Source organism: Paenibacillus tundrae (assembly GCF_030812775.1).
Lineage (GTDB): Bacteria > Bacillota > Bacilli > Paenibacillales > Paenibacillaceae > Paenibacillus > Paenibacillus tundrae_A.
Genome location: NZ_JAUSTI010000001.1, coordinates 624,164 through 649,171 on the forward strand (window position 1 = coordinate 624,164; position 25,008 = coordinate 649,171).

At 43.9% G+C, this 25,008-nt stretch carries 19 protein-coding genes; 18 read left to right on the forward strand and 1 reads right to left on the reverse strand.

The annotated features are described in order from the left end of the window. Window positions 1-98: 98 nt before the first annotated feature. The 18 genes from J2T19_RS03170 (at window position 99) to J2T19_RS03255 (ending at window position 24,599) form a co-directional block, all read left to right on the forward strand. Window positions 99-1,871 carry an ABC transporter ATP-binding protein gene (locus tag J2T19_RS03170; RefSeq protein WP_307213042.1) on the forward strand — a complete coding sequence of 591 codons (1,773 nt, stop codon included), beginning with the start codon at window positions 99-101 and terminating at the stop codon, window positions 1,869-1,871. Next, the gene (locus J2T19_RS03175) at window positions 1,868-3,718 is read left to right on the forward strand and encodes an ABC transporter ATP-binding protein (RefSeq protein WP_307213044.1); all 1,851 of its coding nucleotides are present in this window, start codon (window positions 1,868-1,870) and stop codon (window positions 3,716-3,718) included. The genes J2T19_RS03170 and J2T19_RS03175 overlap by 4 nt, the downstream gene beginning before the upstream one ends. 294 nt (window positions 3,719-4,012) lie before the next feature. Beyond that, window positions 4,013-5,641: a helix-turn-helix domain-containing protein gene (locus J2T19_RS03180; protein ID WP_307213046.1), complete on the forward strand. Its 1,629-nt coding sequence runs from the start codon at window positions 4,013-4,015 to the stop codon at window positions 5,639-5,641. Window positions 5,642-5,773: 132 nt separating this feature from the next. Then, entirely contained in the window at window positions 5,774-6,766 is a 993-nt protein-coding gene (locus J2T19_RS03185) for an ABC transporter substrate-binding protein (RefSeq protein WP_307213048.1), read from the forward strand. 57 nt (window positions 6,767-6,823) lie between these two features. Next, window positions 6,824-7,846: an NAD(P)/FAD-dependent oxidoreductase gene (locus J2T19_RS03190; protein WP_307213049.1), complete on the forward strand. Its 1,023-nt coding sequence runs from the start codon at window positions 6,824-6,826 to the stop codon at window positions 7,844-7,846. A 286-nt stretch (window positions 7,847-8,132) separates the two neighbouring features. Further along, on the forward strand, window positions 8,133-9,320 hold the full coding sequence (gene purT, locus J2T19_RS03195) for a formate-dependent phosphoribosylglycinamide formyltransferase (protein WP_307213051.1): 1,188 nt from the start codon (window positions 8,133-8,135) through the stop codon (window positions 9,318-9,320). Beyond that, a complete protein-coding gene (locus tag J2T19_RS03200; protein WP_307213053.1) occupies window positions 9,310-9,768 on the forward strand; it encodes a GNAT family N-acetyltransferase in 459 nt (152 codons plus the stop codon). The genes purT and J2T19_RS03200 overlap by 11 nt, the downstream gene beginning before the upstream one ends. Window positions 9,769-10,151: 383 nt before the next feature. Further along, window positions 10,152-10,898, forward strand: a complete 747-nt coding sequence (locus J2T19_RS03205; RefSeq protein WP_307213056.1) for a CAP domain-containing protein — start codon at window positions 10,152-10,154, stop codon at window positions 10,896-10,898. 263 nt (window positions 10,899-11,161) lie between these two features. Then, window positions 11,162-12,031: a GDSL-type esterase/lipase family protein gene (locus J2T19_RS03210; protein ID WP_307213058.1), complete on the forward strand. Its 870-nt coding sequence runs from the start codon at window positions 11,162-11,164 to the stop codon at window positions 12,029-12,031. Beyond that, complete coding sequence (locus tag J2T19_RS03215; RefSeq protein ID WP_307213060.1) at window positions 12,032-12,997, forward strand: ABC transporter ATP-binding protein; 966 nt, start codon at window positions 12,032-12,034, stop codon at window positions 12,995-12,997. Further along, a complete protein-coding gene (locus tag J2T19_RS03220; RefSeq protein ID WP_307213062.1) occupies window positions 12,990-13,979 on the forward strand; it encodes an ABC transporter permease in 990 nt (329 codons plus the stop codon). Before J2T19_RS03215 ends, J2T19_RS03220 begins: the two co-directional genes overlap by 8 nt. 76 nt (window positions 13,980-14,055) lie before the next feature. Further along, window positions 14,056-16,035 carry a DNA topoisomerase IV subunit B gene (gene parE, locus J2T19_RS03225; RefSeq protein ID WP_145047408.1) on the forward strand — a complete coding sequence of 660 codons (1,980 nt, stop codon included), beginning with the start codon at window positions 14,056-14,058 and terminating at the stop codon, window positions 16,033-16,035. Between the two features lie 12 nt (window positions 16,036-16,047). Next, the gene (gene gyrA, locus J2T19_RS03230) at window positions 16,048-18,510 is read left to right on the forward strand and encodes a DNA gyrase subunit A (RefSeq protein ID WP_307213064.1); all 2,463 of its coding nucleotides are present in this window, start codon (window positions 16,048-16,050) and stop codon (window positions 18,508-18,510) included. Window positions 18,511-18,747: 237 nt separating this feature from the next. Then, window positions 18,748-19,194 (forward strand): MarR family winged helix-turn-helix transcriptional regulator, encoded by a 447-nt coding sequence (locus J2T19_RS03235; protein ID WP_307213066.1) that lies wholly within the window; start codon window positions 18,748-18,750, stop codon window positions 19,192-19,194. 251 nt (window positions 19,195-19,445) lie between these two features. Next, on the forward strand, window positions 19,446-19,763 hold the full coding sequence (locus tag J2T19_RS03240) for an ArsR/SmtB family transcription factor (RefSeq protein ID WP_307213068.1): 318 nt from the start codon (window positions 19,446-19,448) through the stop codon (window positions 19,761-19,763). Then, window positions 19,756-22,299, forward strand: coding sequence for an FAD-dependent oxidoreductase (locus J2T19_RS03245; RefSeq protein ID WP_307213070.1), 2,544 nt, complete (start codon window positions 19,756-19,758; stop codon window positions 22,297-22,299). Before J2T19_RS03240 ends, J2T19_RS03245 begins: the two co-directional genes overlap by 8 nt. A gap of 348 nt (window positions 22,300-22,647) precedes the next feature. Further along, a complete protein-coding gene (locus J2T19_RS03250) occupies window positions 22,648-23,094 on the forward strand; it encodes a MarR family winged helix-turn-helix transcriptional regulator (protein ID WP_307213072.1) in 447 nt (148 codons plus the stop codon). Next, the gene (locus J2T19_RS03255) at window positions 23,091-24,599 is read left to right on the forward strand and encodes a DHA2 family efflux MFS transporter permease subunit (protein WP_307213074.1); all 1,509 of its coding nucleotides are present in this window, start codon (window positions 23,091-23,093) and stop codon (window positions 24,597-24,599) included. The genes J2T19_RS03250 and J2T19_RS03255 overlap by 4 nt, the downstream gene beginning before the upstream one ends. A gap of 77 nt (window positions 24,600-24,676) precedes the next feature. Here the strand turns inward: J2T19_RS03255 and J2T19_RS03260 are convergent, their stop codons facing one another. Continuing rightward, entirely contained in the window at window positions 24,677-24,991 is a 315-nt protein-coding gene (locus J2T19_RS03260) for an MGMT family protein (protein ID WP_307213076.1), read from the reverse strand. Between the last annotated feature and the right edge of the window lie 17 nt (window positions 24,992-25,008).

A 25,008-nucleotide genomic window follows, 5' to 3' on the forward strand; every position in this document is an offset into this window, starting at 1 on the left:
CTGAATATGGTCTGTTATTCGCTTTGCCGCGAAGGGGGTACGGTGATAAACTTCATAAATGTTCATACTATTTTGAACTAGACAAGAGGAGGAGAAACATGGATGTTCTCAGGCAACTGCAAACCTTTTTTTGGGAAAAGCGATCGTATTTATTTGTATCAATCTTGTTCCTCGCCTTAGCGACTGCACTCGGACTAGTATATCCGAACCTGCTCAGGATTTTGATTGATAACGTAATTATACCGCGAAATTTTGAAGACGTTCCCATACTTGCTTTGACGGTGTTAGGTGTTGTTATTTTAAAAGCAGGCATGCAATTTTTACACGGTTTCTTTGGAGGTCGACTGGGTAACTTTTTGGCATACCGGCTTCGCAATGCTTGTTACGAAAAGCTTCAATTTTTATCCTTCCGTTATTACGACACGGCCAAAACGGGAGATCTGATGTCCCGCCTCACGGGAGATTTGGAAGCGATCCGGAACTTTATCGGGTTTGGCTTCGCACAGATTCTCAACATGGTATTAATGGTCGTATTCGGCGCAATTATGATGATGACAATGAGTTGGCAGCTTACGTTGTATACACTCATTTGTATTCCTCTACTTGCCTTCGTTGCGCTAAGATTCGAATCCCGAATTCACCCTGCGTTCCAAGAAATGCGACTCGCGCTGAGTTCACTCACGACAGCCGTACAGGAGAATATCACAGGCGTGCGTACGGTTAAATCTTTTGCTCGTGAGCCTTATGAAGTGGAGAAGTTCTCTACACGCAATGAACGTTACAAAACGAATCAGATTCATGCAGCAACCTTATGGAGTCGTTATTTTCCGATCATGGAAATACTTGCTTCTGTAAGTGTGGTCTTGCTCTTGGTCATCGGTGGCAGAATGGTTATTCAGCAAACGCTAACACTTGGTGAACTCGTTGCCTTTTTCAGTTTGATCTGGTACATAATTGGACCAATGTGGAACCTCGGTTTCCATATCAACAACTATACTCAATCCAAAGCTTCGGGTGAACGCGTACTAGAGCTATTGAATACGCCAGTAGATGTTCAAGAAACAGAAGATCCACTTATTATGGAGGCAGATCATGTTAAGGGACATGTAACCTTCGAGTCAGTAACCTTCGCATATGGCAACAAAATGCCAGCCGTGACAGATATTAATTTTGATGCACCTCCTGGAACGGTCATCGGTTTCCTTGGCGGAACAGGGTCAGGAAAATCAACGATTATTCAGCTCCTGATGCGTGCATACAACGTGAACTCAGGAACGATTAAGCTTGATGGCAAAAATATTAAAGACATCGGTATTCGTAGTTTACGTAGTCAGATTGCTTCAGTGTTTCAGGAAACGTTCCTGTTCTCCTCAAGCATTCGTAACAATATTTCCTATGGTTTGAAAAATGTAACGATGGATGAAATCATCCGGGCAGCGAAGTTAGCCAAAGCACATGATTTCATTATGGAATTCCCTGAGGGTTATGACACGGTTGTCGGAGAGCGCGGAATGGGTCTTTCAGGTGGTCAGAAACAGCGGATTGCCATCGCAAGAGCTTTGTTGAAAAACCCGAAAATTCTAGTGCTTGATGATGCAACCAGTGCAGTAGATATGGAAACCGAGCATGAGATTCAATCGGGCTTCCAAGAGGTCATGCGTGGTAGAACGACATTTATTATTGCCCACCGGATATCTTCACTCCGACATGCGGATGAGATTCTGGTGCTCGATGAAGGACGTGTCGTGCAGCGCGGTAAACACCAAGACCTTATTGAAGTACCTGGACCATATCAGGATGTTTATAAAATTCAATATGCAGATTACATTGCCCGCGGTAAGCGGGAGGCTGGGGAGCAGGTGAATTCATGAGTGCTGATACGGTAGCAGATAGGCGCGAGGTTAAGGGAACCTCGAATCAGAAATTAAATGAACGATTCGTATATCAAGATGATGAAATTATAGAAAAACCGTTTAACTGGAAAGAGTTTGGTCGATTGTTTGCATATATGAAACCTTATGCAAGGCAGCTCTTGCCACTTGTCATCTTCATGATGATATTGGGAACAATTACGAAATTGTCTGTACCGTTCCTAATCAGTTTGGCGATTGACCGTGCAATAGCACCTCAGACGGGATTGCCTAGTATGACATTACTTTATTTGATCGCTGGCTCGGTACTTGCGCTGTATTTAATTCAGTGGGGTGCGAATACGTATCGGATCAAGTTGACCAATATTATTGGACAGCGAGTCATTTACGATCTTCGATCAGACCTGTTCAAGCATATCCAGAAATTGTCCTTTAACTTTTTTGACAAAAGACCAGCAGGCTCAGTGCTTGTACGTGTTACGAATGACATTAACTCCTTGCAGGACTTGTTCACAAATGGTGCAGTTAACGTCATGATTGACTGTGTACAGTTGCTTGGTATCATCGTCATTTTGTTGCTAATCAACTGGAAGTTGGGGCTTGCTGTCATTATCACGGTTCCGATTATGTTTATTATCTCGACCAAACTTCGTGTGTTGATTCGCCGTGCATGGCAAGACGTGCGTATGAAGAACTCCCGTATTAACTCCCACTTGAATGAATCCATTCAAGGGATTCGAGTGACTCAAGCGTATACGCAGGAAAAAGAGAACATGAAATACTTTGACAACATGAACCTGTCTAGCAAGAAGTCTTGGGATAGAGCATCGGCGATGAACCAGGGCTTCGGACCACTCATTGAAATTACGGGTGGTTTCGGTACATTAATTCTGTTCTGGTTTGGTGCATACCTGATTCAAGATAATCAGTTGACTGTCGGCTTGCTTGTTGCCTTTGCCAACTACGTCGGTAACTTCTGGGATCCAATCAATCGTCTAGGTCAAATGTACAATCAATTGCTGGTTGCGATGGCTTCTTCTGAACGGATCTTCGAATTCATGGATGAAAAGCCAAGTATTGCAGACAAACCAGGTGCGAAGCCACTTCCTTCAATCAAAGGAGATATCGTATTTGACAATGTTGTATTCGAGTATGAGAAAGGCAGACAGGCGCTGAAGGGAATCAGCTTTAAGGCAGATGCAGGTCAATCGATTGCACTGGTGGGTCACACAGGCTCTGGTAAGAGTACAATCATTAACCTAATCAGCCGCTTCTATGATATAACTGACGGGCGTTTAACGATTGATGGTCGGGATGTTCGGGATGTAACTGTAGAGAGCTTGCGCAGTCAGATCAGTATCGTGTTGCAGGATACATTTATCTTCTCAGGTACGATCCGTGATAATATTCGATTCGGGCGGCTGGATGCAACAAATGAAGAAGTGGAGGAAGCTGCAAAAGCAGTAAACGCTCATGAATTCATTATGAAGCTTCCAGGTGGTTATGATACTGAGGTTGAAGAGCGCGGAAATGTCTTATCCATGGGTCAACGCCAACTATTATCCTTCGCTCGTGCATTGCTGGCAAATCCACGTATCTTGATTCTGGATGAAGCAACAGCAAGTATTGACACGGAAACTGAACTGAAAATCCAGGAGGCGTTGAAGGTTCTGTTGCAAGGTAGAACATCCTTTATGGTCGCTCACCGTCTCTCGACGATTCGGAATGCGGATAATATTATTGTACTGGATCATGGTGAAATTAAAGAAGAAGGAAACCATGAGCAGTTAATTAAACAGCAAGGTGTGTATAATGGGCTTATTGAGGCTCAGTACAAATTTTTGTAGAGCAAACTTAAACATTTTCTAAGCGTTATATTACTTTAACCTATAACACTCTGGTATTCTTTTAAACTTGATCTTCTCGGATAAGAGCAACCTATTCGCTGGAGGCAGGTATAAAGGTTACTGGAGTGTTTTTTATCTCGTACTTCCCGTATTGTCAATTCAATAAATCCATACACGATGGTCATCTTAAGACGTGTATTATCTTAGATCATGCAAGCTTTCATATGTTATATTGAAGCAGCTTAGGGAAATCTACATTTAGGGCTGGGGGGAACACTTTTGCACGATACCTACGTGAGCATACCATCAGCTCGGTTTGATCCGCTGGATCATATGCATTTTAAACTCACTTATATAGATCATACGAATGAGAATACGAGCGAATGGTTCTTGAAAAAGCATTTTATTGAAACGTATATGCTTATATTTGTGGTTAGTGGACAGGGCTGGCTAAGGATAGATGGGAATTTTGTGGAGCTGCATTCAGGTGGACTGTATATCGGCTTTCCTGGGCAATTAGTAGAGGCGAATGTACATTCGTTAGACGAGTATGGTGTGTATCATATGAGCTTTGATGTAATGTTTACACGAGAGCAAGAAAGAGTGGTCGCTTTGGATCGAATGAAGCAGCTTCTCCGTTATGAGGTAAACGGTGAGCTCACATCCCTTTCACCCGTTGTTGTTGGTGAACTCTGTCAGATGATCTATCAGTTCATCTTGGACAAAGACGGCTTGCAACGGTATTACGGTCAGATTCGTTTTCAGGAGCTAATGTACACGATATTTTCTGATGGTGTTCTTGCAACAGAGAATGAACAGGCATTACCTATTGAACAGGTGAAGGTCTACTTGGAGCAAAATTATACGAATAAAATAAGCATTCAAGAGTTGGCAGCTGTTGCGCGAATGAGTTCAAGGCACTTTATGCGTGTTTTTAAGAAAAGATATGGTTGTAGTGCAATGGACTATTTGACCTCTTACCGAATCAAGCAAGCTCAGATGTTGATGAGGAACGATCACAATTATCGACTCAAGGATGTTGCATCATATGTAGGTTATCAGGATGAATCGTATTTCCGCCGCAAATTCAAACAAATATCGGGTATTCCACCAGCGGCGTTCCTACGAAATAGCAAACAAAAAATTGCTGCCGTTCATCCGTTCAGTATCGGGATCCTGCTTGCACTGCAGATCATCCCATGTGCGGCTCCAGCAAATCATCCATGGACGTATTATTATCGGCGGAAATATCAGACGGACAAGGTGATTCCACTCGCATTAGGGGAGAACACTTGGGTAGAACAGCTTCAATCACTTCAGCCAGATTATATTGTGACAGTATCCACAGATCTGTCCGAGTCTTTACAAAGTAAGCTTCAGTCCGTTGCTCCCGTTTGCACCGTCCTTTGGGAAAACAATGACTGGAAAGAGCATTTGAGAGTTGTTGCTCGTTTTTTGGATAGATCGGATATTGCCGAGGTATGGCTTAAGAGGTATGAAGAGCATGCAGCTCAAGTGAGGGAAGAGCTTGCAGTGAGCATTCGTGAGGACGAATTGCTTGTGCTCAAAGTGTACGGCGAGTATTTGCAGGTGCTTGGTTCTGCTAGCATTGCTTCTGTCTTCTATGAAGATATGGAAATGAATGCTCCTGCAGGCGCAGAGAATCTATGGAACAAGGATTCTGTCACCCTACAGGAAGTATCCACGCTCCATTTTGCAAGATTATTGTTGATCATAGGAGAAGATGAGACTTCTAAACAGACTTGGACATGCCTGCGAGCTTCGGACGAGTGGAATAATATTGCTGCGGTACGAAATGGTAAGATGGACGTATTAATGTCTAGCGTTCTGCTGGATTATACGGCGTTCACCCATGAACTTATGCTGTATGAACTATTAAAGCTGTGGCATGATCGTCCATAGTAAAAAGTCTGAATCGTCAATATCATGCTAGACTGAATTTGATTATACTACTCCTATATCACAATGATAATGATAATTATTATTAATTAGACGTTGTCATTACTTATTGACATATAGGGGGTACATACAGAAATGAGATTTAAATGGCTAGCATTAATAAGCATGATATTGATTCTGCTCGTAATTACCGCGTGTGGTGCGAAGGGGCAGGAAGTAAGCACAGGCTCCGGACAGGATCGTGTGGAGAGTGGAGCAACGTCACAAGAAAGTAACGTAAAAACAGTGAATAGTGAGATGGGCGAAATTGAAATTCCAGAAACACCACAAAGGGTGGTTGGTCTATCCGTAGTATATCCAGAATTTTTGTATGCCCTTGGTATTGTGCCTGTTGCTGTACAAAATTATCATGACGATTTTCCTTCTTATCTGTCAGAGCCTTTCTCGAATACGATGAAGATGGGCATCGGCAAGACACCAAATTTTGAAGCCATTATGGAAGCGAGCCCAGACTTGATTATTGCTCCAGCCTGGTGGTCGCAAAAGGACTACGACCAGCTGACGCTAATTGCACCAACTGTGTTGTTGCAAGGTCGTGATGATTGGCGTGATGAGCTGCGGGACATTGCCAAAATTGTAAACAAGGAAGAGCAAGCCGAGCAGGTCATACAAGATTTAGTGGAGAAGGAGAAGATCGCTGCTGACACATTGAACAAACTGATTGGTGATGAAACGGTACTGTACATTCGGGTAATGGAAAAGGAAATTGTAATGCATGGAGAGAACATCGACCGGGGCAACTTTGTTCACAAACGACTCGGAATGAAGCCAGTTCCTAATTTCCCACAGTCCGAAAAGGCAATGTCCGTATCCCTAGAAGTGCTGCCTGAGTACGATGCAGATCATCTGATCGTTCAGCTTGATGACGAGACTAATCCGGAAATTAAAAAGAAATTCGAACAGATGTTATCGACATCATTGTGGAAAAATCTAAAAGCCGTCAAGGAAGATCATGTGTACATGGTAGGTGGCAAGGAATGGTTCAATCTGGGTATGGCTCCGCTTGCAGATAGCTATGTTATTGACGATATCGTTGCTGCATTTGAGGAAAAAAATGAATTTAGATAAAGAACTCTGTTATTTGAGTCTCGCATTTCATAACTAATTAATCAGGATGTGTTCACAATGGGTGAAGAAGATATTTATGATGTAACCATCATTGGAGGCGGCCCTGCCGGGATGTACGCGGCCTTTTATGCGGGCATGCGAGAGATGAAGGTCAAAATTATTGAAGGTAAAGATCAACTTGGCGGTTTTCTGCACACCTATGCCGAGAAGACGATCTGGGATGTAGGCGGGTTGCCACCTATGAAATGCTCGAAGTTGATTGAGTGGCTTGTAGAGCAGGCGAACACATTTAACCCAACGGTGGTATTTAATCGTCAGATGGAACGCTTCTCTCGTATGAAAAACGGAGTATTGGCGATCTATACCACTGAGGGTGAGGTCCATTATTCTCGAACAATGATCATCGCAGTAGGTCGTGGCGTCGCTGAAATTCAGAGGCTGGAGCTACATGAATCGAATGATAATGAGCATATAAACCTTCACTATACGGTTCAAAAACCAGAATACTTTGCAGGGAAACATGTGCTTGTTTCAGGTGGTGGCAACAGTGCTGTAGACTGGGCTATTGAACTTGCTAGAGTTGCTCAACGTGTCGTTGTCGTCCATCGTCAATCTGAATTTCGAGCAATGGAACGGAATGTCAGCGAGATGCATGAGATAGCGGATGTGAGAACTCCGTATCAGATTACACAGCTTCAAACCAATGGTGACCGCATTAATCAGGTTGGGATTACGCATACGGTGAATCGAGATCATATCGTATTGGATGTGGATGAAGTAGTGATTAGCCATGGCTATACAAGTAATCTTAGTGATCTTGCCAGTTGTGGACTAACGATGAGTGACGGAATGGTTATGATGAATCAACACGCTGAAACCAACCTACCGGGTATATTTGCAGCAGGGGACTGTGCCACAAACGATAGTAAAGTGCGGCTCATTGCTGGAGCTTTTAACGATGCAATTGTTGCCGTGAATCGTGCCAAACAATACTTGAATCCAGAGGCGGCTAAGATGGCTTATGTTTCTTCCCATAATGAGCTCTTCCGTGATAGGAATCGGAATTTATCCCGTTCATAAGTTCATCATTTGGTTTCTCCTCTCCTATGAAAGGCGACCGATATCTCTGAGATGTTATAACTCATAGATAACAAACTTTAACGTTATAATTTATATCCTTATTTCTGGGAAGATTGGAAAGAGTGCCAAAACGCTAAGCAATAAATGTAAAATTTGATCGAAAAAACAGAAAAAATCTTGTAAAATTCACAAGAAAAATAGGGAGTACTCTTGCAATCTTTAACCAAAACCCCGAAAATAGAGAGACAGATATAGAAGATTTCTCTTTGGGAGGATTGGAAAGAACATGTGGGGTGCTCCTTTTTCGGCTCAAGCCAAAAAAATGCTGCTATTAGGCAGCGGAGAATTGGGAAAAGAGGTCGTTATTGAGGCCACGCGACTGGGAGTCGAAACGATCGCTGTTGATCGTTACGATAATGCACCTGCAATGCAGGTTGCTCACCGGTCTTACTGCATCGACATGTTAGATGCCGAGGCTCTGAAACAATTGATTCGTAAGGAACAACCGCATTTTATTGTACCGGAGATCGAAGCTATTGCTACAGGAGCTCTTCTTGAGCTGGAGGAAGAGGGATTTTGTGTCGTACCTACGGCTCGTGCTGCTCGTTTAACGATGGATCGCGAAGGTATTCGTCGTCTGGCAGCCGAACAATTGAAACTTCCAACGGCAGCTTATCTATTTGCGGACAATCTGGAACAACTTCAAGAAGCTGTTCGTGAATTGGGTACACCTTGTGTAATCAAACCACTGATGAGTTCTTCGGGCAAGGGGCAGAGTGTATGCCGTACGCCGAATGACGTGGAGGATTGCTGGAACATCGCTCTTTCGGGAGCTAGAGGCAAATCCGTACGTGTCATCGTGGAGAGCTTTGTGAAATTTGAGAGTGAAATTACGCTGTTAACTGTAAGATCTGTATCAGGGACTGTATTTTGTCCTCCGATCGGTCATATTCAGAAGGATGGGGATTATGTCGAATCTTGGCAACCTCATGCGATGACGCCAGAGCAATGGGAGCAAGCTTGTCATATTGCGAAGTCTGTTACCGATGAGCTTGGTGGATATGGACTGTTCGGGGTTGAATTGTTTCTGACGACGGATGGTGTTGTGTTTAGTGAGGTATCTCCTCGTCCACATGATACAGGCATGGTTACAATGATTACTCAGGATTGTTCTGAGTTTGCATTACATGTCCGTGCTATCCTTGGTTTTCCGGTAACGGGTGTACATTTGCTCACACCGGGTGCTTCAGCTACGCTGAAAGCGACTGATGAAACATCTGACTTTACTATAGGCGGTATCGAAGAAGCATTGGCACTTCCGCGTACTCAGGTTCGTATTTTTGGTAAGCCCGAGACCAAGGTTGGACGCCGAATGGCTGTAGCGTTAAGTGCAGACTTAAATGTGGAAGAAGCTCGAAAAACAGCGGTTCAAGCCGCAAATATGCTGAAAGTGGAGGTAAATCATGTCCAATAATGCCCAGGCCCCTGTACTGATGATCCGAGAGTGTGAACTGCGAGATGCAGAAGCGGTAACGGGACTGATGCGAGAGGTCAGCTATCCGACAACAACGAATGTTATGAAAGAGCGTATCGAAGGGTTGGAGAACAATGCGAATGCTTGCATGCTTGTTGCCGAAGTGGATGAACAAATTATTGGTGTGATCGGCTTGCAATGTGTGCAAAGTCATGCCTATCCAGAACCAGCAGCACAGATTACTTCTTTGATTGTGGGAGAAGAACATCGTGGAGGCGGAATTGGTCGTCGCTTGATGGCTCGTGCAGAGGCTTGGGGCAAACAGCAAGGCGGCAAACAGCTGTTTGTTACCGGAGGTAATCGCGAAGCAACTTCACCAACGTATTCATTCTACGAGCACATTGGCTTCCATAAAAAAGGATATCGTTTCAGTAAAGTCCTTCTATAGAAAGAATGGTCTTGTCCTTCAGAGGAATCCTACTGGAATTCGTCTGTTGCGAAACAAGACAAAATCATGGCATTCGGACAAGTTTATTCGGTCTGGATGCCATTTCTTTTTTTTAGATGCTTATGTGCGCGAATAATACAATTATATACTAGTTCAACTTATTCAAATCAGTAATGATTTATTTTATATACATAGTGATCATATCGTTTTTTGCCGTCAGCATAGCAATTTAAACCGTAGATTCATCTTTGAAACAGTAATAAAAATGACAAAAAAGTTACTTTTCCATATTTTAAAGGTTCACAACATTCCTCTTAATTGATATACTGCTAGAGTATTGATTACAAAGTTGTCATAATTTAATTTTTGAGGAGATGAATGATTTGAAGAAGAATTTGATCAAAACTGTTGTCGTTGGAAGTTTGACAGCTGTATTGGCTGTAGGGGTTATGCTCCCTGCCTCCGCATCTGCTGTTAACCCATCCACATATAAGCAAACATACAAAATTACAGATGCAGGTAGCCTGCAGTCTTTCTTGGAGAAATGGTTGAAAGACAATGGATTCACTGTAACGAATGGTCAAGTGGTTAAACAGCCTGTAGCTGAGCCAACTACACCTACTACCCCTGCTAAACCAGCACAACCAGCACAACCAGTTAAAGAAGACAAGCCTGCGACTACGCCAGCTAAAGATCCTTCGAATACAGGAAACACAGGCAATACAGGTAATACAAACAACACGAACACCGACAGCACTAAGTCTGACTTTGCTTCTCAAGTTGTCAAATTGGTGAATGCTGAACGTGCCAAAGCAGGTCTAAACGCACTGACTTCTGATGCACTTCTGGACAAAGTCGCTGTGGCAAAAGCGAAAGATATGAGTGACAATAACTACTTTGCTCACCAATCACCAACGTACGGTTCTCCATTTGACATGATGAAACAGTTTGGCGTAACTTACAGCTACGCTGGTGAGAATATTGCTCAAGGTCAAAAAACACCGCAGGAAGTTGTTACAGCATGGATGAACAGTGAGGGTCACCGCGCAAACATTCTGAACAAAAACTTCACTCAGATCGGTGTTGGCTATTACAACGGATACTGGGCACAAGAGTTCGTTGGTAAATAAGATATCACTATAAGTGTATTGAAGATCGAGATATGCTAAAATAAAGTTTCCAAAAAGGTTATGCCAGCACAGATAAACATCTGTGGATGGTATAACCTTTTTGCCGTAAAATGACATAATGAAAATGCATTTTACAGTTACCATGACAAAGTTTGCAAATTAACCACAGAACATTTATGTTAATTATGAAAACATCATCTTTAGTGTAAAGTCATTTATAAATTATAAACACCGTAGCGGTGTGATGAGTGGAGATGTGAGGGATGAAAAAACAGAAAAAAGTTCTGGATTCAGCACCATGGATCTGGAGAATTGTAGGTACATTATCAATATTAGCCACCTTGTTGCTGATATTTGGATTTGGGTACGCGATAAAAGACGTTATTTATCCGGAAGGAGACACATCGCTGAATTCAGGTGATAAAACGCCTGCATTAAGTGATAAACAGGATAAACCCGCTGTCGTAGAGGATGGCAAGATTCGTATGGCTGTTATTGGTGATTCTCTAGCTAGAGGTACGGGGGATGATCAGGGTCTAGGCTTTGTACGACGGGCAGGAAACATCCTGAAAGATAAGGGCTACGATGTACAGGTTCTGAATAACCTTGGTGTTAATGGACTGAGAACAGATGCGTTATTGACGAAACTCGATGAGCAAGGCGTACGTTATGTGCTGAAGCAGTCCAATTTTATTCTCATTTCAATTGGGGCGAATGACCTATTTCAGGGAGGACAAGTTCTGCAAGGGGAAAATCCACCAACAGCAGAGTCGTTATCAGCTGCTTTACCGGAAACGTCTAAACGTCTTCAAGAAATATTGAAGAAAGTAAAAGAAATTAATCCTACAGCTCAGATTGCATACCTTGGTCTCTATAATCCGTTTGGTGATGTGAAGGAACTGGAGGAGCCTGGTAATGCCGTTGTTTCGGCATGGAACGATGCTGCTTCCGCTATTCTGGATAATGAAGACAACATGACGCTCGTTCCTACATTTGATCTATTTGAGAATCATCTGGGCGATTATTTATCATCCGATCATTTCCACCCCAATGGACAAGGCTATGAACAAATTGCAGTTCGGATTGCACAGGAATATCAAGCAGAGACACCGGCAGAGGGGAGCGCGAAATAAATGGCAGAGCAGCAATACGATTCCGTATTATCCGTACAACATCTGAAGAAAAAGATTGGACGTAAGTGGATTATTAAGGATGTTACGTTTGACGTTAAACCAGGTGAGATTTTTGGATTTCTGGGACCCAATGGAGCCGGCAAAACAACGACAATTCGTATGCTTGTGGATCTGATCAAACCAACCGAAGGCAAAATTAAAGTCTGTGGTTATGATGTGAACCGAGATCCAGAGAGAGCACTGAAGTACGTTGGCTCCATCGTTGAGAATCCGGAGGTATATACATATTTGACCGGGTGGGAGAACCTGGAGCATTTTGCTCGTATGCAACCTGGTGTGGATTATGAGCGTATTCAGGAAGTTGTTGATATTGTTCGTCTCGATCAACGTATTCACGACAAAGTTAGAACGTATTCTCTAGGGATGCGTCAGCGCCTCGGAATTGCTCAAGCACTGCTTGGACGTCCGCGACTGCTCATTTTGGATGAACCGACAAATGGACTTGACCCTAAGGGGATCAAGGAATTACGTATTTTTATCAAGCAGCTTGCTAGTGAAGGGATGGCTGTCTTTGTCAGCAGTCACTTGTTAAGTGAAATACAGCTTCTCTGTGACCGAGTAGCCATAATTAGTGCTGGACGTGTACTTACGGTCGGGGGCGTTCATGAATTGATTGAAGACCATTCGAAGTTAGCGATATGGCATCTTACACCCCTGGAACAAGGCAAACAAATGCTGCTAAGTGCAGGGATTACGTTGGTCGATCGGCCTGGCGATGTGATGGATGATACTCTTGTTGCAGGGCTTGGTTCTAACGCTGTTGTTGCCGAAATGCCTGAAGAGCAGATCCCTGATCTTGTGCAGCAAATGGTTCAAGCTGGGATTCAAGTGGAAGGTGTGCAGCGTATCCAGCCAACACTGGAACAACTATTCTTAAAAATGACAGAAGGTGAATCCATTGAGTAATATTATGCCGTTAATTCGCAACGAAACGATTAAAATGGTGAAGAAAAAACGCCTTTATATTATTTTTATCGTTCTGGCCGTTTTGGTGCCGATGTTTACGTATGCACAGATGAAATCTTCGCAAAATAATCAAGACAAGTTTAACGGCGATTGGCGACTTGAGTTGCAACAGGCGATTACCGATAATCAGAACTCGCTTGGCAGTGATCGGGTTCCTGAGGAATTTAAGAAGTATAGAACAGTATATATCCAGCAGATGCAATATTATCTGGAAAATGACATCAATCCGAAAGAACCGGGTGGGGTTACCTTTACGAGAGAGTTCATGAATAATGCAGTTGGTTTATTTATTCCTCTCTTAATCATGGCGATTGCTTCGGATCTTGTGTCAGGAGAACGTACAACGGGAACCATTAAAATGCTCTTAACTCGTCCGGTTAGGCGATGGAAAGTGCTTCTGAGCAAACTGATCACGCTGATCATGTTTGTCTCAATTATCGTCGTATCGGCTTATGTGATCTGCTATACCATATCTGGCGCTGTTTTTGGATATAAAGGATTTACGATGCCGGTCTTCACAGGCTTCAAGATTGTGGGGACAGAAGTGGATATGTCGACTGTGCATGCTGTAGATCAATGGCAGTATATGCTTATGCAGGCAGGGTTAATCTGGTTTGTTAGTGTGATCGTAGCCATGCTGGCCTTTATGGTATCGGTTCTTGTGCGAAGCACGGCTGCAAGTATTGTCATTATGATGGCTGCTCTGATTGCAGGAACGATCCTTACGAACATGGCGGCTTCATGGGAAACAGCCAAATACCTCTTCATGGTAAACCTTGAACTTCCTAATTATTTGTCAGGCGGATTACCACCAATTGAAGGAATGAATTTGTCATTTTCCCTTATTGTGCTTAGTGTTTGGGGTGTTGCTTCACTGATTGTGTCATTCCTTGTCTTTACGAAACGGGATATCTTGAATTAAAATGGACAAGGATAAGAAAACATCTGTTTGCATTTTAGCAATTTTTTTAGTTGGTAGTGAAGAAGGGGGAGCATGAATGGTCGAGCAAATCGATATGTCGGCAGGTTCGACAGGCGGAGGACAAGGGTCTTCAGGCTACGACGCGGACGACATTCAAGTACTTGAAGGACTGGTAGCGGTTCGGAAACGGCCCGGGATGTACATCGGCAGCACCAGTTCTTCGGGTCTGCATCATTTGGTATGGGAGATTGTTGACAATGCTGTCGACGAGCATCTCGCCAAATTCTGCTCCAAAATCGATATCACCCTGCATAAGGACGGTTCCATTACGGTTCAGGATAACGGAAGGGGAATTCCGACAGGTATACATAAAACAGGGATTCCTACTCCCCAGGTCGTGTTTACGATTTTGCACGCAGGCGGAAAATTCGGTGGATCAGGATACAAGAAATCTGGCGGACTTCACGGCGTTGGTGCTTCGGTAACGAACGCTTTGTCTGAGTGGCTAGAAGTTGAAATTTTCCGCGATGGTAAGATTCATCGTCAACGATTCGAATATTGGCAAGATAAAAAAGGTGTGGAGCATGTCGGAGAGCCTATTACAGGTCTTGAAGTGCTGGGCAACACTAATCGTACCGGAACGAAGGTTACGTTCAAGCCGGATATTCGTGTCTTTCAAAATGGTATTCAGTTAAATTACGATACACTCGCGGAGCGTTTGCAAGAGATTGCTTTCTTGAACTCCGGTCTGCGGATTGTGCTCAAAGACGAGCGCTCAGGAAATCAAGATGAGTACATGTATGAAGGTGGAGCAAGTCAATTTGTCGCATATCTGAACGAAAATAAAGATGTGCTACATGATGTCATTCATTTTGTTGCGGAGAAGGATGATATCGAAGTTGAAGTGGCGATTCAGTACAACGCAGGGTATACCGAAACGCTGGCGTCATTTGTTAACTCCATACCTACCAGAGGTGGGGGAACACATGAGACCGGATTCAAGACGGCCTACACCCGTGTGATGAATGAATATGCAAGACGGACGAACATGATTAAGGAAAAGGACAAAAACCTAGAAGGTAACGACCTTCGTGAAGGTATGATGTCTGTTATAAGTGTCAAAATGTCTGAGGTTGAGTTCGTCGGTCAAACGAAAGACCAACTCGGAAGTGCATCTGCTCGAAGTGTAGTGGATTCTGTCGTGGCAGAGAACATGCAACGGTTCTTAGAAGAGAACCCACAGGTTGCACAGACACTGATTCGCAAAGCAGTTCAGGCTTCTCGTGCAAGAGAGGCAGCGCGTAAAGCACGTGACGAGATGCGTTCAGGCAAAAAACGTAGCGAAAGCTCCAATCTGAACGGGAAGTTAACTCCTGCACAGTCGAAGGACTTTTCTCGGAATGAGCTGTTCATTGTTGAGGGAGATTCGGCGGGCGGTTCAGCGAAACAAGGGCGGGATTCCAAAATTCAAGCCATTCTTCCACTCAAAGGGAAGCCGCTAAACCCGGAGAAGGCCAAGCTTGCTGACATACTGAAAAATGAAGAGTATCGTGCAATTACTGCTGCCATTGGAGCAGGTATTGGTACCGAATTCGCGGTTGAAGACAGCAATTATTCCAAAATCATTATTATGACAGATGCCGATACAGACGGTGCGCATATTCAGGTATTGTTGCTTACGTTCTTTTATCGCTACATGAAACCTTTGATCGATGAGGGCAAAGTGTACATTGCTCAGCCGCCGCTATACAAAATCACTAGCAAATCAGGCAAAATGTCAACCGTTCGTTATGCTTGGACGGATGAACAGTTGGCTAATTACATGAAAGAATTAGGTAAAAACGTCGAACTTCAGCGTTACAAAGGATTGGGCGAGATGAACCCTGATCAATTGTGGGAAACAACAATGAATCCGGAGTCGCGTGCATTGCTCAAAGTCGAGATTGTGGATGCGGCAAAAGCAGAGCGACGGGTATCCACACTTATGGGTGACAAAGTAGACCCACGTAAACGCTGGATTGTAGAGAACGTTGACTTTACAGAGTACGAAGAATAGAAGGTGCTTGGAATGAGTCTATCAGAACAATTTATGCCGGCCTTTCTCGAAGAGGTCGTAGGTGACCGTTTCGGTCGCTACTCCAAATACATTATTCAGGATCGGGCAATTCCCGATGTGCGTGATGGGTTAAAACCCGTGCAGCGGCGTATTTTGTATGCCATGTATGACTCGGGCAATACGCCTGAGAAGCCGTATCGTAAGTCTGCCAAAACCGTTGGGGACGTTATGGGTAATTACCACCCTCATGGTGACTCCTCCATCTATGATGGTATGGTGCGGATGGCACAGCCATGGAAAATGGGCCATATGCTGGTGGACGGTCATGGTAACTGGGGCTCGCAGGATGATGATCCGGCTGCAGCGATGCGTTATACAGAAGCACGTTTGTCACCGATTGCGATGGAGATGTTACGTGATATTGAGAAACGTACCGTCTTGTTCAAGGATAACTTTGATAACACAGCTAAAGAACCCGTTGTATTGCCCTCACGTTATCCGAACTTGTTGGTTAATGGTGTAAGCGGGATTTCTTCTGGCTTTGCAACCGAGATCCCAACGCATAATCTGCGGGAGGTCATTGACGCAAGTATTGCTGTGATGGAGAAACCTTCGATTGAGCTAGAAGAAATTATGATGTTCATGAAGGGCCCGGACTTTCCAACAGGTGGATTGATCATGGGCGGTGACGGCATTTTGGATGCGTACCGCACGGGTAAAGGACGTATCTATATTCGCTCCAAAACGGATATCGAGAACATGCGTGGTGGCAGACAGCAAATTGTCATTACGGAGATTCCTTATCAAGTCGTGAAGTCTCGCTTAGTCACAGCGATGGAGAACATCCGTCTGGAGAAAAAGGTCGAAGGCATTGCTGAGGTACGTGACGAGAGTGGGCGTGAAGGCCTACGGATTGTAATCGAGTTGAAAAAAGAAGCGGATGCACAGGGTATTCTGGCATATTTGCTCAAAAAAACCGATTTACAGGTCACCTATAATTTCAATATGGTGGCGATTGTTAATAAAGCGCCGCAACAGTTGGGCTTAAAAGCGATTCTGGAGGCTTATATTGCCCACCAGCGTGAAGTTGTGACGTTTCGTACCCAGTATGAGCTGGAGAAAGCGGAAGACCGTGCACATGTGCTAGAGGGGCTTGTTAAAGCACTGAATATTTTGGATGAAGTGATCGCAGCGATTAAAGCATCGAAAAATCGTCAGGATGCTCAGAATAATCTAATGTGGATGTTTGGATTTTCCGAGCGCCAAGCGGATTCAATACTCACCTTGCAATTATACCGTCTGACTAATCTGGAAATCACTTCGCTCGAGAAAGAACTTGGCGATCTGATGAAGAAGATTGCACAGCTACGCGCTATTCTGGAAAGTGACCGCAAGCTAATCGGAGTAATTCGTAAGGAATTGTTGGAGATTCGAGAGAAATACGGTATTGATCGTCGCTCTGCAATCCAAGGCGAAGTCGAAGAGCTTAAAGTTAATTTGGAAGTGCTGGTTAATGCGGAAGATGTATTTGTGACTTTATCCAAAGAAGGATACATTAAACGCACAGGCATGCAGTCCTTTTCAAGATCGGGTGGGGAACGTAACGGTAGCGGTGTAAAAGAAGGGGACTATATATCACAAGTCCTTGAAGTAAATACACTTGAAAACCTACTGGTATTCACAAAGAAAGGGCAATACTTCCTTCTGCCTGTTCATCAGGTGCCAGAGTTCAAATGGAAAGATCCAGGGACAGCTATTGTCAACGTCATTCCACTTGCCAAAGATGATCGGATATCCACGGTACTTGTAGTGAAGTCCTTTGAGGAACCTAATCATAGCCTGGTGTTTGTAAGTCGTAAAGGCCAAGTGAAACGTACCGAATTGAAAGAGTATGTAACGAAACGTTCGGGGGCTGTGGCTGCGTGCAAAGTAGGTAAGGATGATGAGGTCTTATCGGTTCATTTAAGCACGGGTGACAAAGAAATTATGCTGATTACCAAAGAAGCGATGGCGATTCGTTTCCGTGAGGATGAAGTGAATCCAATGGGACGGGTATCCGGTGGTGTACGCGGCATTCAGCTAAAAGATACAGACGAAGTGGTTGCTGCTTTATGGGTAGAGGGTGATGAAGGGGAAATTGCTGTGTTGTCTGATCTAGGCTATGGCAAACGTTCATTATTGCTCGATTATGCATTACAGAGCCGCGGAGGCAAAGGTCTTGCAACATTTGAGTTTAAGGAAGGCAAGCGGGTTAAGCCGAACGGTAGCCGGATTGCAGCAGCCTTCTACTGTCGTGAAAAACGAAGTTTCAATGTCATGACGAAGGAAGGACATACTCATGCGATTTCTTCGGAAGGTGTACCGATCACAGAGCGTAAACACATCGGTAAGCTACTTGTACATGTAGATAAGCAAGATGAAATTATGGATTTGCTCGCGGACTTTTCTGAAGACACATCTGGGGCAACATCATAATTTTCTAATTCTATTTTAAAATGGACTCTTCACAGTGCAGATAATCCTGTCATGTGAGGAGTCTTTTTTTGTTGCTATGAGGCGGATTACAAGAGAGCTTTCATGCGAAGTTTAACAACCTTCGTCGATTACGGTCGATCGCTAGGAAATTGAAAAAACCCAGCAGGAATGCGGCTTTTAAGGGCGAAAACTTAAGCAGGTGAAGTGATAACCGGATGCAGAGAGGAGCGATGTAACATGTATAATTCCGATTTTGCGAAGTGCTGGTCAAGGTTAACGAAAGACTATAAACTGCATATGGATCAAGAATTAGCCCCCTCCCTAACTGAAGCTCAGTTGGCTGTACTGGAGGTTCTTGAGGATCACCAGAGAATGAAGCCATCGGATTTGATTCCTTTTTTGGCAACAACGCCTGCGGCAGTGACGATGCTACTGGATCGCATGGAGAAGAATGGGCTAATACGTAGAGATCGAGATAATCAGGACAGACGGATCGTCTGGGTCTCTCTATCGGATAAAGGACGGAAGGAAACAGAGCGAGGCATTGCTATTCGCAATGACTTCATGAATTCGGTGCTTAGTAACATTTCAATGCACAATCAACAATTATTGATATACTTGCTCGGGAAAATGACAACACCCAAAACCAATGTGCAAGAGCCGGCCTTAACGAGTTCAGGTTAAACTAAGGCAATGTAACTAAATAGTGATACTAAGGTATGTATATATTCGATAACTTGCCAGCAGAATTAATGTATCCATGAGCATACTCCTGGTTTTTATAAGCCGGGAATATGCTTTTTTGTATTGAATTGATTATGAAATGTTAGAACAGAAGGACTATGAATTCATTTGATATGGTTCTATAGAAAATAAATTGACAACTAAAACGTTATATCGTAATATTACAATATAACGTTTTAGGAGGGGTTATTTTGGAGTTGCCTGCTTTTGATCGGAATGAATTAAAACAGTTTGACGAACCAGCTGAGTTTCTTAAGGCACTTTCTCACCCGGTGCGTTTATGTATTGTTCGTGGTTTGATGCGCAAAAAGAAATGCAACGTTTCATATATGCAGGAGTGTTTGGATCTTCCGCAATCGACGGTGTCACAGCATTTGCAAAAGCTTCGCAGTGCAGGAATCGTTGCTACCGAGCGAAATGGTCTTGAAGTGAATTACGTACTTGCTGATTCACGTGTGGAGCAGTTAATTAGGATTTTATTTGAAAAGGATGAATGCGAAGATGAATAAACGTAAAAAAGTGTTAATTGTGGGAGGTGTCGCAGGGGGTGCATCTGCTGCCGCACGCCTCCGTCGTCTGGACGAACATGCCGAGATCATTATGTTTGAAAAAGGGTCTTATATTTCATTTGCTAACTGCGGCTTGCCTTATTACATTGGAGGTGCAATTGAAGAACGCGCACGACTACTCGTACAGACTCCGAAAGGTATGGAGGAACGATTCAACATCGATGTTCGTACAAAAAGTGAGGTTATAGCTGTTGATTCAAGTAAACGCACTGTGCAAGTAGACAGTGCTGAACGTGGTCTATACGAGGAAAGTTATGATGAATTAATTTTGTCTCCTGGTGCCCGTCCGCTTGTGCCTGATCTGCCGGGTAAAGAGAACCCGTTGATCTATACTGTGCGGAACATTCCGGATATTGATCGAATCAAAGAACAATTAACTTCTCATAACAACCAAAGTTCAATTGTTATTGGTGGAGGATTTATAGGTGTAGAGATGGCTGAGAATTTGAAGGAAGCTGGACTCAATGTAACTTTGATTGAAGGCAATGATCAACTGTTAACACCGTTTGATCCAGAACTTGCTGCTACGATGGCGCAAGAGATGGAGCAGCATGGAGTAAATCTCATATTTTCGCAACGAGTTCAAGGCTTCCGTACGCTGGATCAAGGTATCGGCGTGGAATTGTCCGATGGCACTATATTATCTGCTGATCTGGTTGTTCTGGCGATCGGCGTTACACCAGACACTTCATTTTTACAGGATAGTGGCGTGGCTCTCGGTTCGCGTGGGCACATCCTAGTGAATGAAAAGATGGAGAGCAGCACTCCGCATATCTATGCGGTGGGTGATGCCATTGAAGTGAAGGATTACATTCATGGTACGCAGGCAACAATCCCCCTTGCGGGTCCTGCGAACAAACAGGGACGCATTGTTGCAGATCAGATTGCTGGTCTCCCAACAACGTATAAAGGCACTCAAGGAACATCGATCATCAAAGTTTTTGGGATAACGGGTGCATCTACCGGAAGTAATGAGAAAACGCTCAAACGAATGCAGAAGGATTATCGCAGTGTGATTGTACATCCCGCGTCCCATGCGTCCTATTATCCAGGCTCCAGTGCTGTCACATTAAAATTGCTCTTTACTCCAGATGGTAAAATTCTAGGTGCACAAGCTGTAGGTTATGAGGGGGTGGACAAACGAATAGATGATATTGCGGTGGCGATTCACTTCGGAGGTAATGTGCGAGATCTGACGGAGCTTGAATTGAGCTATGCACCGCCATATTCATCTGCGAAAGACCCCGTGAACATGGTCGGATATGCTGCTGAGAATATAATTGAAGGTCGAGTAGACTCATTCACGTATGATCAGCTAGCAGAGCGTAATCCTACTAAGTCTGTATTACTAGACGTCCGTAGTGATCTCGAATACCGTAACGGGAACATTCCAGGTTCCTTATCTATTCCGGTGGATGAGCTACGTCAACGGCTGGATGAGCTGGATACTTCCAAAGAAATTTGGGTTTATTGTCAGGTAGGCCTTCGTGGTTATACCGCCACACAAATTCTACGCCAGCATGGCTATCGGGTGAAAAACTTGAGCGGAGGGTACAAAACCTATCGTCAGGTACAATTCAAACCTGCAACCGTCTTAAGTGGGGGCGTCGACGGGGATCACGGAAGTAACAACAATAATGGAACTAATGGTAATGAAATGAATAAAGCACAGGAAACGCAAGAGAGAATTCCGATGGATGACGAAACAAAGCAAGGATCATCTGTAAATTCATTAGATGAACTTCGCATCGATAATGAACTGAATGTATGTGGTTTGAGTTGCCCTGGGCCGTTAATCGAGGTGAAACAAAAAATGGATCAGCTAGCAGACGGGCAAACACTCCGAGTGAAAGCTTCCGATCCAGGATTTTATGAGGATGTGAAGGCATGGGCTACAATGTCCGGGTCTGATGTCCTTAAGCTGGAGCGGGACAAGGGCGGGGTGATTGAGGCAGTTTTAGCCAAGAATAATTCACCTGTTACAAGCCACTCACAGCAATTTGATAAAGCCAGTACGATGGTGGTATTCAGCGGTGAACTCGATAAGGCTATTGCCTCATTCATTATTGCCAATGGGGCAGCAGCAAGTGGACGGAAAGTAACGATGTTTTTCACCTTCTGGGGCTTAAATATCATTCGCAAGCACGAGATGTTGCAAGCACCTGCTAAAACAGGTATGGCCCGTATGTTTGATAAGATGCTGCCAAGCAACAGCCTCAAGCTGGGACTCTCCAAGATGAATATGTTTGGTGCAGGTTCAAAGATGATACGGGGGCTGATGAAAAAAAATAATGTCGCTTCGCTGGAGCAACTTATGGAGTCTGCTATCGCACAAGGGGTAGAGATCGTTGCTTGTCAGATGTCGATGGATCTGATGGGCATTCAGCATGAGGAATTAATGGATCAGGCTGTCATTGGTGGCGTTGGTTATTATCTCGGGCAAGCAGATCAGGCGAACCATAATCTGTTTATCTAAAAGTGTATAATCGTAACTTAAACACAATCTTATTCCTCAAAATTATCAAACCTCTATTCCACCTCACGTGGAATGGAGGTTTTTGGCGATTATGATGACAAGAACAAGCTTACACTTCAAGACTATAGCTGCATAATCTCATCGTTCAGGGAAAAGCTACAATCAAACTGATTAGCTCTTTCCGGGCTTGCTTATATATTTTATATATCAAATATAATATGTTCTAATATTATTTTAAAAATCATATGTAAAGAGTTGACTATGTAAATATTTTTGTTATAATAAGTAATTGTTCCCCTGATATTTCGTGTGCGAAATATTATATTCCAAAAGTAAACGGGTGAAACAATGACTGATACGTATGAAGTATTCTATATTATTAATTCGTTCCGACAGGTTAATCAAATGCTCTTCCGAGCATTCTGGAATGAAAACAAGCAGATCGAATTGACCTCTATTCAGTTTATGGTGCTGTCCATTCTGAGAGAGCGACCTTCAATCGGAGTCAACGAAGTGGCAGAACTTTGCCACATGGGAAGCAGCTCTATGAGTGCGGTTATAGAGCGTCTCGTGAAAGGTGAATACATCATCCGTACTCGTTCGCATGCTGACCGCCGATCCGTGATGTTGCAGATTACGGATAAAGGGGAGAAGGCGCAGCAGGAGACACATCGTCTATGGATGGAAAGAGTGTCGCCAATTCTCAATATTCCGAAAGAAGATCTTGACCATCTGCTAAGAATTCATACTCAAATGATTGAAAAGTTAGAAGGAAGAGAGATGAACAACCAATGAGTACAACCGCTACAGCGCCATCTACCTCGATGGACAACATCAAGAAAGGGCCAATCGTTGCCGCTCTGTTAATCGGTGCTTTTGTAGCCTTCTTGAATCAAACCCTGATGAACGTAGCTCTTCCTAAGATTATGGAAGACCTCGCGATTAACGCGAATAAGGCCCAATGGCTTACAACTGGATATATGCTCGTCAATGGTGTACTGATTCCCGTTACGGCATATCTCATTGCCAAATTTTCTACACGTCAGATTTTTATCACCGCTATGATGCTTTTTACATTAGGAACACTGGTCTGTGGGATTAGTCCTACCTTCGCCATTCTCATGGTCGGTCGTGTTATTCAAGCAGCAGGTGCAGGTATCCTAATGCCGCTGATGACTGTTGTTTTCCTGACAATCTTCCCGATTGAGAAACGTGGTCAAGCCATGGGTACAATGGGGATTGCGATGATTTTGGCTCCAGCGATCGGGCCTACATTGTCAGGTTACGTGGTAGAGCACTATTCCTGGAGATTGTTGTTTTACATCATTCTGCCATTTTCTATTATTGCAACAGGGATCGGTATTGCATTTGTCAAAAATGTAACACGTCAATCTAAACCGAAATTGGATTACCCAGGCGTCATCCTATCCACACTTGGATTTGGTAGCTTGTTGTATGGTTTCAGTGACGCAGGTACAGATGGATGGGGCAGTGCGATTGTTATTAGTTGCCTGATTGTAGGTGCACTTTCCCTGGTTCTGTTCGTTATTCGTCAATTGACAACAGACCATCCGCTTCTAGAGTTCCGTATTTTCAAATACAACATGTACACTCTAACAACGATTATTAATATGCTTGTAACGATGGCTATGTTTGCAGGTATGATCCTTTTACCTATTTTCTTGCAAAATATTCGTGGATTCTCACCAATTGAATCAGGGCTCCTGATGATGCCAGGTGCAATCCTGATGGGTATTATGTCCCCGATTACTGGTCGTATCTTCGATAAAGTAGGAGCGCGTTGGTTGTCCGTCGCGGGTCTCGCGATTACTGCTGTTACAACCTGGGGACTTAGCCGTTTAGCGATTGATACAACATATGGCTATATGATGTTTATCTACACAGCTCGTATGTTCGGGATGTCCATGCTGATGATGCCAATTCAGACTGCTGGTCTCAACCAGCTCCCTCAGCGTCTCAACGCACATGGTACGGCGATGTCTAACACATTGCGTACTGTGGCAGGTGCAATCGGTACGGCAATCCTTGTCACTATTATGAGTAGTAAGCTGAAATCTCACTTGGCAGATACACTTGCTCAAGGGCAGATTAACCCAGATGACCAAGCAGCCATGCTGCGTGCGACCGCAGACGCTACGATCTATGGTGTTAACTATGCCTTCACGGTAGCGACTGGTATGACGATTGTGGCTATGCTGATGGCGTTCTTTATTCGCAAAACGAAACCGGCTGTCGAACCGACGCCTCAAGAATCGTCCGAAGTTAACGCAACAGCGTAATGCACCATGGTTCACGTAAAATTAAATTGTACAAAAAACAGAGCCTGGACAGATTAATCTGTCCAGGCTCTGTTTTGTTATTCAGGCTCAGGCTGGTAACCAAATAGCTCAAGATCAATGGTTCCATCGAGCTTGAATTCAACACCTTCATCGATCAGCTCGGTTTCTTGAATCAGCCGTGAATGTTCATCTTGAATGGCAATTTCACCTTTGGCGTTCACGACTCGGTGCCAAGGGAGACGTTCCTTCCGGCTCATGGAATGTAGAATACGTACAACCTGTCTTGCAGCTCGTGGGCTTCCTGCATGAGCCGCAATTTGTCCATAGGTCATGACTTTGCCTTCGGGAATAGAAGATATGATGGAGACGACATTTTGTGTGAATGGTGTCATAAGAATGAAGTTTCCTT